The organism is Bradyrhizobium quebecense, assembly GCF_013373795.3.
In the GTDB taxonomy this organism is placed as follows: Bacteria; Pseudomonadota; Alphaproteobacteria; order Rhizobiales; family Xanthobacteraceae; genus Bradyrhizobium; species Bradyrhizobium quebecense.
On the sequence record NZ_CP088022.1, the window covers coordinates 829,840 to 842,575 of the forward strand.

Consider the following 12,736-nt stretch of genomic DNA (forward strand, 5'->3'; position numbering starts at 1 on the left):
GTCGCCTCGATCTATGAATACACGCCCTGGCTCGTGACGGTCGATTGTCTCCGCGTCCTCCGGACCCGCGTCGATCCACCGGAACAACGACCCCGCCATTGGTCATTGATACGGATCGAGTGCTTACCCGCCAAGTCGCCCTTGCAATGGCATGGTGGGTAAGAATTTTCGGACCGCAATCGCGACGGACGCGTACGCTGTTGCGGAGACGTCGGGGCGTTTGCATGATTTCGGAATAATAGAAGATATCGCTGATTTGCCCGACGCGTCAAGTTGCTTGTCCAAGCGCCGGCGGTCGCCCTGCTGCTTTGCATGGGGTTGTTTTCGATATTTTGGTGGCGCTCGCCGTCGAAGGAGGTTCTCCAACGTCACCAGCAGTTGTGGCGGCAAAGGGCAGTTCGAATGCGAGGGCATCGGAGCCGGCTGAGGGGGCTGAATCCGCGGACGCAGAGGTCTCATCCGGCGCGGACTTGCGTCTGCGCCACCTTCTTCCGCACAGGAAGGGAAGAGGAGCCCGCAGCTCCGCTACCGCAGCGCCGCCAGCAGCTCGTCGGGCTGCTCGACCATCATCATATGGCCGGCGCCTGGCAGCACCACGGTGCGGGCATTCGGTGTCGCGGCGGCGAGCGCTTTGCCGGCCTTGGCGGGGGTCATCATGTCGCGCTCGCCGAGGATGAAGGTCGCGGGCACCTTGACCGCGGCCGCGGCGGCGAGCGCGTTCTGGTAGGCGTTGCAGGCGTTGAGGTCGTTGTACAGCACGCCGGGCTTCGCCTCCTGCAGCACCCGCCGCGCGCCCTGGTGCATCCACAGGCCGGGCGCGAGGCTGCCGCCGAGCTCGGCCTTGAAGCCGAGGCCCCAGATCGAGACCATGTCGATCGCGGCGGCGTCATTGGCCTCGGCGGCTTTCAGGAGATCAGGGCCGACCGTCATGGTCGCGGCAGTGCCGATCAGCGCGAGGCCGGAGACCTTGTCGGGGTGCCGTGCGGACGTCTCGATTGCGATCAGCGAGCCCATGGAATGACCGATCAGCCGCGCCTTCGACACGCCGGCGGCGGTGATTAGCGCCGCGATCCAGTCGGCCATCTCGGCGATGGTCGGCAGCGGCTTGCCGGCGGAGCGGCCATGGCCGGGCAGATCCGGCGCCAGCACGCAATAGCCGTGATGGGCGAACCAGCGGCTGTGCAGCGCCCAGGTCGTGGAATCGAAGCCGGCGCCGTGGATCATCACGACAGCCGGCAGCGATGCATCGAACGGCCTGCCGCCGGTCGCGATGAAGGTATCTGACCCGTTGACGGAAAGCTGCATGGCCCTAAGTCCTTTGCGAGGCGCGCAGCGCCTGGCCGAGATCATCGATGATGTCCTGCGCGGTCTCGATGCCGACCGAGAGCCGCACCAGTTCCTCGCCGATGCCGGCAGCTTTCAGCTGCTCGGCATCCATCTGCTGGTGCGTGGTGCTGGCGGGGTGGATCACCAGCGTCTTGGCGTCGCCGACATTGGCGAGATGGCTGATCAGCTTCAGCTGCTCGATGAACTTCTTGCCGGCGGCGCGGCCGCCCTTGATGCCGAAGCTTACGATCGAGCCGGCGCCGCGCGGCAGCAGCTTCTTCGCCAGCGCGTAGTCCGGATGCGTCTCCAGCGACGGATGCAGCACCCAGTCGACCGCCTTGTTCGCGGCGAGGGCGTCCAGCACGGCATGGGTGTTGCTGAGATGGCGATCCATGCGGACGCCGAGCGTCTCGATGCCCTGCAGCAGCTGGAAGGCGTTGGTCGGTGACAGGCAGGCGCCGAAATCGCGCAGGCCCTCGGTGCGGGCGCGCATGATGAAGGCGGCCTTGCCGAACTGCTCGTCGAAGACGATGCCGTGATAGCCGGCATAGGGCTCGGTCAGCTGCGGGAATTTGCCGGAGGCGCGCCAGTCGAACCGGCCGCCGTCGACGATAACGCCGCCGATCGCGATGCCGTGGCCGCCCATCCACTTGGTCGCCGAATTCATCGTGATGTCGGCGCCGAGCTCGATCGGCTGGCTGAGGTAAGGGGTCGCGAAGGTGTTGTCGATCAGCAGCGGAATCTTCGCGTCATGCGCAATTTGCGCGACTGCGGGGATGTCGAGCACCTCGAGGCCGGGATTGCCGATGGTCTCGCCGATCACGAGCCGCGTGTTCGGCCTGATCGCGGCGCGAAACTCGTCGAGCGCGCGCGGCTTCACGAAGGTCGTGGTGATGCCGAAGCGCGGCAGCGTGTGCGCCAAGAGGTTGATGGTGCCGCCATAGAGCGAGGCGGAGGCGACGATGTGGTCGCCGGCATTGAGCAGCGTCGCGATCGCCAGATGCATCGCCGCCATGCCGCTCGCGGTGCAGATCGCGCCGACGCCGCATTCGAGCGCGGCGATGCGCTCCTCCAGTACTGATGTCGTCGGATTGGAGATGCGGGTGTAGATGTGGCCGGCGCGTTCCAGGTTGAACAGCGCCGCGGCGTGATCGGCGTCCTGGAACACGTAGGACGTGGTCTGATAGATCGGCACCGCGCGCGCCCCGGTCGCGGGATCGGGGCGCTGGCCGGCGTGCAGGCTCAGGGTTTCGAAAGCAGGCGGCTTGGGTGCTGGCATGCGAAGCTCGTCAGGTCAGTCGATGAAGGTGATTGGTGCGGAGTCTTTTGTTTGACGCGTTTTCTTCACGCGAACCGGTGTCCACTTCGCTTGAAAACGCTTTGTTAGACGTGAACAGCGGTGCGAACGCGGCCGACATTGCCGAACACGCGCAGATAGCGCTCGACCTCTGAGGGGATGCCGGTGGCCTTCTCCGGATTGTCGGAGAGCTTGACGGCCGGTCGTCCGTCGACCGACGTCACCTTGCACACGATCGAGATCGGATCGAGCTCGGCGGTGCCATCAGGGGCGCAGCCGACGAAATCGTTGGTGAGGTTGGTGCCCCAGCCGAAGCTGACGCGCACGCGCCCCTTGAAGTGATGGAACGTCTCCTCGATCGAGCCGACATCCATCGCGTCGGAGAACACCAGCAGCTTTTCCTTGGGGTCGCGGCCCTTCTGCTTCCACCATTTGATGATCTCTTCGCCGGCGGTGATCGGCGGCGCGCTGTCGGGACGAAAGCCGGTCCAGTCGGCGACCCATTCCGGCGCGTCGCGCAGGAACGGCTTGGTGCCGAAGGCGTCGGGCAGCGCGATCAGGAGGTTGCCGCCATAGGCGTGGCGCCATTGATCGAGGATGCGATAGGGCGCCCAGCGCAGCTCCTGGTCGTCGTTGGCGAGCGCCGCGGCCACCATCGGCAGCTCGTGCGCGTTGGTGCCGATCGCCTCGAGGTCGTTGTCCATCGCCAGCAGCACGTTCGACGTTCCGGTGAAGGACGGGCCGAGGCCTTCCTTCACCGCCTCGACGCACCAGCGCTGCCAGAGGAAGCCGTGGCGGCGGCGAGTGCCGAAATCGGACAGCCGCAATCCGTCCAGCTTCCGCAGCCGCTCGACCTTGGCCCACAGCTTGGCCTTGGCGCGGGCGTAGAGCACGTCGAGCGCGAAGCGGCCGTAGGTCTTGGTCGCCGCGCGCGAGCGCAGCTCGTTGAGGATCGCGAGCGCCGGGATCTCCCACATCGTGGTGTGGGTCCACGGCCCGTGGAAATGCAGCTCATACTGGCCGTCGACCTTGTGCAGCTCGTATTCGGGCAGGCGGAAGGTCGAGAGCCAGTTGATGAAATCGGGCGAGAACATCTGGGTCTTGCCGTAGAACGTGTTGCCGGCGAGCCAGATCAGTTCCTTCTTGGTGAAACGGATGGTGCGGGCGTGGTCGAGCTGGGCGCGCAGCTCGCCCTCGTCGATGACCTCGGCGAGACGGATATGGGTCGAGCGGTTGATCACCGAAAAGGTCGTGCGCGTGTCCGGATAGCTTTCCCGGATCATCTGCTGCATCAACAGCTTGTAGAAATCGGTGTCGAGCAGGCTGCGCACGATCGGGTCGAGCCGCCAGCCGTGGTTGTAGGTCCGGGTCGCGATGTCTGTCACGGTCATGCGGGAACCTTAGCCTGCCGGGCGCCGCCCGCCCAGTGGGTATCGGGCGGAACATGGCAGGTCAGCGCGCTATGGTCTGCCGTATACGGCCGACCTTGGCGGCGACGTCGCTCCAGGCCGGCTTGTCCGGGGCAAACTGCCGCCGGAGGAACGTGACGAGCTCGGCGACCTGGCCGTCGCTCATGCTGTCCTTGAAGGCCGGCATGTAGCCGAGATCGGTCACCGCCGGCTTGGCGATGCCGTGCAGGATCACCTGGATCAGGTTGTCCGGCGCGTCGCTGTGCAGATTGCTGTTCAGCGCCAGCGACGGTCGGCTGCCGAACAGCGGCGGGCCGCCGACCTCATGACAGACGGCGCAGGCGCCCTGATAGATCCGTGCGCCCGCCGAGGCCGCAGTGGTGACGGCGGTGGTGGCTTCGAGCTCGGTAACCAGGGCATCGTGCGCGGGCCGATCGGTGGGCTCGTTGAACGAGGCGAGGTAGACCGCCATCGCGCGGATGTCCTGGTCGGGCAGCGCGGCGAGCTCATGCACGACGGGCGCCATTGGCCCGGCGGCGACGCCGTGCAGACGGGACTCGCCGGTGCGCAGATAGGCGTACAGCTCGTCCTCGCTCCAGGGGATCGGTGCCTTCGACAGCGTGGTCAGCGCCGGCGCCTCCCAGCCCTCGGCGCCGCCGCCGGCGAGATAGGCCGCTTGCCGTTCGGCGCCGAGTGCATTGCGCGGCGAGTGGCAGGCGCTGCAATGGCCGAGCCCCTCGATCAGGTAAGCGCCGCGATTCCAGATCGCCGATTTCGATGGATCGGGCTGGAATGGGCGCGGCTGGTGGAATAGCGCATTCCATCCGGCGAGCAGCGGCCGCAGGTTGAACGGAAAGGCCAGCGCGTTCGGCCGCGTCGCGGCGCGCACCGGCGCTTGCGCCATCAGATAGGCATAGAGCGCCTGCAGGTCGGCATCACTGGTCCTGGCAAAATGCGTGTACGGAAATGCCGGATAGAGATGGCGGCCGTCGCGATGAATGCCCTCGCGCATCGCGCGCTCGAACGCGGGATAGGACCAGGCGCCGATGCCGGTGTCGACGTCGGGCGTGATGTTGGTCGTGTAGATCGTGCCGAACGGCGTCTCGAGCGGCCGGCCGCCGGTGTTCAGGGCGCCGTGCTCCGACGTATGGCAGACGGCGCAAGCGCCAAGCGCCGCGAGCTCCTTGCCGCGCGCGATCGTCGCGGCGGAATAGACCGAGGCATCCGGCCGGGCGATCGGCGCGATGGCGCGCCACGGCAGCACGGCCGCGCCGATTCCGATCGCCGCGGCGCAGAGCGCGGCAATGCCGGCGAGCACGCCGCCGCGTTTCGCAAACGGATTCTGCCATCTGCTGACGTCCGCCGTCTGCGTGGGCGGTGCAAGCGCCGTGGGCGCCACGGGTTGCTCGCCGCGCAGTCCCTTCAAAATGCGCTCCGGTGTGAACGGCGGCTCGCGAAAACGCACGCCGGTCGCATCATAGATCGCATTGGCGATCGCAGCCGCGCTCGGCACCGAGGCGGATTCGCCGACGCCGAGCGGCGGCTGGTCATGCCGCGGCAACATCAGGACGTCGATCGCAGGCAGGTCAGGGAACTTGATGATGGGGTAGGCGCCCCATTCGCGCGCCGTCACCGCGCCGCGCTCGAACGAGACCTGCTCCATCAGCGCGCGGCTGGTCGACTGGATGACATTGCCTTCGATCTGGTGCCGCACGCCCTCCGGATTGATCATCAATCCGGAATCCTGGCCGGCGACGACGCGCGTCACGCTGACATCGCCGGTCGCCTTGTTGACGGCGACATCGGCGATCCAGGCCGACCACGCCGCGCCGTAGCCGGGAAACTTGCTGTGCACGTAGAGCGCATAGGCAAAGCCGCGGCCACGGACGATATCGCCTTCGGCCTCGGGCTCCTGGCGCACCGGGCGCGGCGTCCAGCCGGCGCGCTCGGCGACCGCGTTGACGAGATCGATCGCGCGCTTGTCCTTCAGGTAGCGCAACCGGTATTCGATCGGATCGACCTCGGCTTCGGCGGCAAGCTCGTCGATGTAGGATTCATGCGCGAACGTATTGGGCAGCGCCGAGACGCCGCGAAGCCATGAGGCGCGCACGATCGGCGGCATGTCGTTGGCGACCACGCGCAGATTCTCGTAGTCGTAGGGCGGGATCGCGGTGCGGTCACCCATCTCGAACACGGCGGCTTCAGGTGCGATCCGTCCGGTGAGCAGCAGCGCCAGCGTCGGCGCGCCGTTGGAGGGATAGCGCGTAACGAAGTCGTAGCCGGCGACGCTGCCGTCGGCGTTGAGGCCGCCGTTGACGTCCATCAGCTGCGCGGTGCCCTTCGGCTCCCACGCATGTTCCTGCTCGCGGGTAAGCTGGACGCGCACCGGGCGGCCGACCGCGCGCGACAGCAGCAGCGCATCGGCCGAGACGTCGTCGGCGCAGTTGCGGCCGTAGCAGCCGGCGGCCTCCATCCTGATAATGTCGATCTCGGATTCCGGCCGCTGGATCAAGAGCGCCAGATCGCCGCGCAGGATGTGCGGGTTCTGCGTGCCGGACCAGACCCGGATCGCACCCTCGCTGCAATCGGCGACCGCGCAAGACGGGCCGATCGAGCCGTGCATCTGGTAGGGCCAGACGTAAGTCCGTTGCATCGGCGTAGCGGCCGCCTTGATCGCGGCATCGACATCGCCCTTGTCGATCAGCTGGCGCGGCGTCGCGGGATTGGCGCGCAGCGCCTGCTCGATGTCGGAGAGGTCGGTCAGCGCCGGCCCCGGCTTCCAGCTCACCTTGAGCTGCGCGGCGGCCTTGATTGCGTTCTCCTCGCGCTCGGCGACGACGCCGACGAAATCGCCGATCCGCACCACCGCGACAAGGCCGGGAATATCCCGCACCGAGGCTTCATCGACCGCGATCAGGCTGGTGCCGACGAACGGTCCGGCATCGACGCCGGCATAGGGCGGGCGGATGACACGGCCATGCAGCATGCCGGGCACGCGCATATCGTGGACGTAGACAAGCTCGCCGGTGGCTTTCGCCGGCAGGTCGACGCGCGGCACCGACTTGCCGACGATGGAATAGGCGTCCACCGCCTTGACCGGAACGTCGTCGGCAAGATCGAGCCGGATGGTCTCATCCGCGATGAGCTCACCATAGCTGACGCTGCGATTGTCGTGACCGCGGACGAGGCCGTCCTCGATCGTCAGCTCTTCGACCGGTAGTTCGAGCCGTTCAGCCGCACGCGCGAGCAAAAAATGCCGCGCCTGCGCGGCGGCCTGGCGCAGGGGAACGGCGGTGATCTGGATGGTCTCGCTTGCGATCGTCGCGCCCTGGTTCGGCACCACGGCGGTGTCGCCGAGGATCACGACGACGCGGGCAAAGGAGACGTCGAGCTCTTCGGCAACGATCTGTCCGAGCGCGGTGCGGATGCCGGTGCCGAGATCGACATGGCCATTATAGGCGTTAACCGAACCGTCGGCCGTGATGGTGATGAAGGTCTCGAACGCGCCTTCCGCACCCAGCACTGCAGGGCGGACGACCGACAGCGAGCCGCGCATGCGTTGCTCCGAACCGGCCATCAATCGCGCGCCTCGAGCACGTGGCCGGCGGCACGCATCGCCGCGCGGATGATCTCGATATGCGCGCCGCAGCGGCAAAGATTGTAGCGCAGCGCTTCCAGCACCTCATGCTCGGACGGATGGGGATTGCGCGTGAGCAGCGCCTTGGTGGTGATGATCATGCCGTTGAGACAATAGCCGCACTGCGCGGCCTGTTCGCGGATGAAGGCATCCTGCACGGGATCGGGATGCTCGCGGCTGCCGAGACCTTCGAGCGTGACGATGTTGCGCCCCGCGCAACCTTCGATCGGAATCACGCAGGCGCGCGCGGCAACGCCGTCGATCAGCACCGCGCAGGCGCCGCACTCGCCGAGCCCGCAACCATATTTAGGTCCGTTCAATGCGAGATCGTTGCGCAGCACGTAAAGCAATGCGGTGTCGGGAGCGGCGTCGACATCATGATTCCTGCCATTCACGGTCAGGCGCATTGCCCCGGTTCTCCCTGATGTTTGCGCTGCAATGTCAGCGTCAGATCGCCGACGAGGATAACGTTTGTATACAAACGTGCAAGCGGCGGCATGCCGCGCTGCAGCGCGTGCACGCTTTATGAACAGGGTGCGCAAGCGAATGGCAGCGTTTGATTGCAAAGGCCGCTTGACAGGTCCTGGGCTCGCGCGCAGGATCATTCGTATACGAACGATATAGGCAGGGGAGGCGGAAGCGCAGTATGATCGACCGCCACCACAAGTCCAGGCTTGGTCACGATGGCTGACACAATGACCGTCGCCGCCGGCGACAAGATCCGCTGCGATGCCTGTCCGGTGATGTGCTACATCAAGCCAGGCGCGGCCGGCGCGTGCGACCGTTATGCCAATCACGACGGCACGCTGGTGCGCGTCGATCCACATGTCGTGCTGGAGCGCACGGTCTCGCACGGCGGCAAGCTGGTGCCGTTCCAGGCGAGCGGCGACTGGGACGGCAAGATCGTCCGTCAGCCCGAACTGTTCGTCACCGCGATCGGCGCCGGAACCACCTATCCCGACTACAAGCCGGCGCCGTTCATCGTGTCGTCGGAGGTCGACGGCGTCGACATGGTCACCGTGGTGACCGAAGGCATTTTCTCCTATTGCGGCGTCAAGGTGAAGATCGACACCGACCGCTATCTCGGCCCGGAGACCGCGATCGTGCGCGCGGACGGCGAGGCAGTCGGCCACGTCACGACCAGCGAATATGGCTCGCAGATGCTGTCGCTCGGCGGCGTGCATCATCTGACTGGCGGCTCCAAGAAGGAAGGCCGCGTCACCTGCGACACGCTGATGGATCTCTCCAACTGCAAGGCGGTGGAGTTGACCATCGACGGCGGCGCGACCGTGGTGGTGCAGGCGGGCAAGCCGCCGATCGTCAATGGCATGGCGGAAGAGCGCATGCGGGTCGGCTGCGGCTCGGCGACCATCGGCATGTTCGCCAAGCAGTGGCACGGCAAGGTCGACGAGGTCGTGGTGGTCGACGACCACATCACCGGCGTGCTCAGCGAGCACCAGGCCGGCAAGCTGCTCGATATCGCCGACACCGGTATCAAGATGAAAGGTCGCCGTTCGACGCCCGGCCGCTACTTCCAGGTCGCCGATCCCGGTACCGGGTGGGGCGGCACCAACATCTCCGATCCGCTGTCGATCCTGGGTCCCTTTAATGCGAAGGAAGCGCGGCCGGGGCTCACCATGCTGATGGTCTCGACCACCGGCGAGCATGCTTCCTACTACGTGCTGGACGAAGCGCTGAAGCCGATCGAGACCGAGATGCCGGCGGACCTCAAATTCTCGGTCGAGCGCATCCAGGAGAATTGTGAGCCGGCGCTGTGCACCGTGCTGTTCATGGGCGGGGCGGGCGGATCGCTCCGGGCCGGCGTGACCGACAACCCGGTGCGGCTGACCCGCTCGGTGAAGGACGCGCTGACGCGGGTGACCAGCGGCGGCGCGCCGGTCTATGTCTGGCCGGGCGGCGGCATCACCTTCATGGTCGATGTCACGCAGATGCCGGCCGGCGCCTTCGGCTTTGTGCCGACCCCGGCGCTGGTGGCGCCGATCGAATTCACGATGAAGCTGTCGGATTACGCGGCGCTCGGCGGCCATATGGATTTTGTCCGGCCGCTGTCGTCGCTGCGCGACAGCGCCGAAGTTCGGCCGATGCCTCATCTTCCCGGGCGGCGCGCATGAGTAGAACGTTTTCCAGCGAAGTGGATACCGGTTCGTGCAAAGAAAACGCGTCAAAACAAGAATCTAGAGCCCCGTTCCGATTCCATCGGAACGGAAAAGGCCCTAGGCTCCCGCAAATCGCGCTTCTTCCTGACGGCAAGCGGCTGCATTTGCAGGACGGCCCAATTGATCTGGTCATCGAGGCCAAGGGCAGGGACGCGGACGTCAGCGCCGCCTATCAGGCGGCGGCAGAGCACTTCACCGGATTGCTCGACGAGCTCTGCGCGGAGCTTGTCGAGCTGCGCAGCGCGGCCGATCCGCAGCGCTGCGTGCTGAAGGGCGTGGTCGCGCGGCGCATGCATGCCGCGGTCGCGCCGTTTGCTGCCGGCTGTTTCATCACGCCGATGGCGGCGGTTGCGGGCTCGGTCGCCGAGGAAATCCTCGGCGCGATGCTGAAGGCAGCAACGCTCGATCGTGCCTATGTCAACAATGGCGGCGACATCGCGCTGCATCTGTTTGATGGCGAGCAATTCACCGTCGGCCTGATGGACCGGCCGGATCGTCACGGCGTGATGCGCACCGTGACCGTAGATAGCGACATGCCGGTCCGCGGCTTCGCGACCAGCGGCCGCCACGGCCGCAGCTTCTCGCTCGGCATTGCCGATGCCGTCACCGTGCTGGCGCGGACGGCGTCGCAGGCCGATGCCGCGGCGACCGTGATCGCCAATGCGGTCGATCTGCCCAACCATCCTGCGATCCTGCGCGTTCCGGCGAGCGAGTTGCAGCCGGACAGCGACCTTGGCGCACGGCTGGTGACCCGCGATGTCGGGCCGCTGGCGGAACATGAGATCGAGCAGGCGCTCGAGGCGGGGGCGACGCGGGCGCGCATGCTCCTGACGTCGGGATTGATCGAAGGCGCGGCATTGCGTCTACTGGGCGAAACGCGCCTTGTCGGTGCAACTGGCAACGGGACACTGGTGTCGCACACGTTTCAGGCAAGAACGATAGACAACACGCTGCAGGCATGACCGGGAGCGAGCCAAGATGAGCGCCGTCATTCGCAAGATCGTCACCGTGGTCGAGGAGACCCATCTGGAGATGGGCAAGACCATCGCACCGCCGACCCGGCGCGCTGCTGCGATCGCCGTGATCGAAAACCCCTTTGCCGGCCGCTATGTCGAGGATCTGTCGCCGCTGATCGCGATCGGCGAGGAACTTGGCGAATTGCTTTCCAAGCGGGCAGTCGCCGCGCTCGGCATCGACGGCGCCAAGGCGCACAGTTACGGCAAGGCCGCTGCCGTCGGCGAGAATGGCGAGCTCGAGCACGCGGCCGCGATCTTGCATCCCAAGATGGGCGCGCCGGTGCGCAAAGTGCTTTCCAAAGGCGCGGCGCTGATCCCGTCGTCGAAGAAGCGCTCCGGTCCCGGCACGACGCTGGACATTCCGCTCGGGCACAAGGACGCCGCCTTCGTGCGCAGCCATTTCGACGGCATGGAGGTGCAGATCAACGACGCGCCGCGGGCCAATGAGATCATGGTCGCGGTCGCGATCACAGACAGCGGACGGCCGTTGCCGCGCGTCGGCGGGCTGACGGTTGATGAGGTCAAGGGCGAAGACGGATTGCGATAATCTCTTTGAAGAAAAACTGGAGGACGGGATGCGTGGTTATTTCGTAGGGGCGGGATTGGCGATCGCGGTCGCGACCATGGCAACGAGCGCCATGACGACACAGGCGTCGGCGCAGAGTGAAATCAAGATCGGCGAGATCAACTCTTACTCCTTGCTGCCGGCGTTCACCGAGCCCTATCGCAAGGGCTGGCAGCTTGCGGTGGAAGAGATCAATGCGGCCGGCGGCATCAACGGCAAGAAGCTCGTCGTCATCTCCAAGGACGACGGCGGCAAGCCGGCGGATGCGCAAACCGCGGCCAACGAGTTGGTGTCGAGCGAGAACGTCGCGATGCTCACCGGCACCTTCCTCTCCAATATCGGCCTCGCCGTCAGCGACTTTGCCAACCAGAAGAAGGTGTTTTTCCTGGCGGCAGAGCCTTTGACCGACGCCATCACCTGGTCGAAGGGCAACCGCTACACGTTCCGTCTTCGTCCCTCCAACTACATGCAGGCGGCGATGCTGGTGGAGGAAGCAGCAAAACTACCGGCCAAGCGCTGGGCGACGATCGCGCCGAACTATGAATACGGCCAGTCGGCGGTCGCGGTGTTCAAGAAGCTGATGTCGGAGAAGCGGCCCGATATCCAGTGGGTCGACGAGCAATGGCCGCCGCAGGGCAAGATCGATGCCGGCCCGGTAGTGCAGGCGACTGCCGCCGCGAACCCCGAGGCGATCCTCAACGTCACCTTCGGTGCGGACCTCGTCAAGCTCGTGCGCGAAGGCAACACCCGCGGCCTGTTCAAGGGCCGCACAGTCGTGAGCTTCCTGACCGGCGAGCCGGAATATCTCGATCCGCTGAAGGACGAGACGCCCGAGGGTTGGATCGTCACCGGCTATCCCTGGTATTCGATCAAGACGCCCGAGCACGACGCGTTCCTGAAGGCCTACCAGGCCAAGTACAACGACTATCCGCGGCTCGGCTCGATCGTCGGCTACCAGACCATCAAGGCGGCAGCGGCGATCCTCGCGAAAGCCGGTTCGACCGATCCGGAGAAGCTGATCGCCGCGGCCGAAGGCATCTCGATGCCGTCGCCGTTCGGCGAGATCACCTTCCGCAAGATCGATCACCAGTCGACGTTAGGTGCCTTCACCGGCAAGACCGCGCTGAAGGACGGCAAGGGCATCATGGTCGATACCGCCTATCGCAAGGGCTCGGACTATCTGCCCAGCGATGCCGAAATCGAGAAGCTGCGGCCGAAGGATTGAGGTCTCTGCTTCTACTCCCTCGCCCCGCTCTTGCGGGGAGAGGGCGTAGGCGGCCTCTGGCCGCCGTCTAGAAGGAATGCCGAT

The 12,736-nt window shown here is 66.0% G+C and carries 9 protein-coding genes; 4 read left to right on the plus strand and 5 right to left on the minus strand.

Translation table 11 applies throughout. From position 1 onward, the window contains the following. Positions 1-525: 525 nt before the first annotated feature. The 5 genes from HU230_RS04025 to HU230_RS04045 all read right to left on the minus strand — a co-directional run bounded on the left by HU230_RS04025 (position 526) and on the right by HU230_RS04045 (position 8,076). Positions 526-1,305 (minus strand): alpha/beta fold hydrolase, encoded by a 780-nt coding sequence (locus HU230_RS04025; RefSeq protein ID WP_173641506.1) that lies wholly within the window; start codon positions 1,303-1,305, stop codon positions 526-528. A 4-nt stretch (positions 1,306-1,309) separates the two neighbouring features. After that, positions 1,310-2,605: an O-acetylhomoserine aminocarboxypropyltransferase gene (locus HU230_RS04030; protein WP_176532815.1), complete on the minus strand. Its 1,296-nt coding sequence runs from the start codon at positions 2,603-2,605 to the stop codon at positions 1,310-1,312. A gap of 104 nt (positions 2,606-2,709) precedes the next feature. Continuing rightward, positions 2,710-4,014 carry a nicotinate phosphoribosyltransferase gene (pncB, locus tag HU230_RS04035; RefSeq protein WP_176532814.1) on the minus strand — a complete coding sequence of 435 codons (1,305 nt, stop codon included), beginning with the start codon at positions 4,012-4,014 and terminating at the stop codon, positions 2,710-2,712. 61 nt (positions 4,015-4,075) lie between these two features. After that, positions 4,076-7,588, minus strand: a complete 3,513-nt coding sequence (locus HU230_RS04040; protein WP_224942957.1) for a molybdopterin cofactor-binding domain-containing protein — start codon at positions 7,586-7,588, stop codon at positions 4,076-4,078. A gap of 20 nt (positions 7,589-7,608) precedes the next feature. Continuing rightward, positions 7,609-8,076, minus strand: a complete 468-nt coding sequence (locus HU230_RS04045) for a (2Fe-2S)-binding protein (protein WP_176532812.1) — start codon at positions 8,074-8,076, stop codon at positions 7,609-7,611. A gap of 276 nt (positions 8,077-8,352) precedes the next feature. Here HU230_RS04045 and HU230_RS04050 point away from each other — a divergent pair, with 276 nt between their 5' ends. From HU230_RS04050 to HU230_RS04065, 4 genes are read left to right on the plus strand one after another with little or no spacing between them, the layout of a single operon-like run. Continuing rightward, on the plus strand, positions 8,353-9,801 hold the full coding sequence (locus tag HU230_RS04050; protein WP_176532811.1) for a 6-hydroxynicotinate reductase: 1,449 nt from the start codon (positions 8,353-8,355) through the stop codon (positions 9,799-9,801). Beyond that, complete coding sequence (locus HU230_RS04055; RefSeq protein WP_176532810.1) at positions 9,798-10,808, plus strand: UPF0280 family protein; 1,011 nt, start codon at positions 9,798-9,800, stop codon at positions 10,806-10,808. The genes HU230_RS04050 and HU230_RS04055 overlap by 4 nt, the downstream gene beginning before the upstream one ends. Positions 10,809-10,824: 16 nt before the next feature. Then, the gene (locus HU230_RS04060) at positions 10,825-11,409 is read left to right on the plus strand and encodes an amino acid synthesis family protein (protein ID WP_176532809.1); all 585 of its coding nucleotides are present in this window, start codon (positions 10,825-10,827) and stop codon (positions 11,407-11,409) included. A gap of 28 nt (positions 11,410-11,437) precedes the next feature. Beyond that, complete coding sequence (locus tag HU230_RS04065) at positions 11,438-12,652, plus strand: ABC transporter substrate-binding protein (RefSeq protein ID WP_176532808.1); 1,215 nt, start codon at positions 11,438-11,440, stop codon at positions 12,650-12,652. The last annotated feature ends 84 nt before the right edge of the window (positions 12,653-12,736 follow it).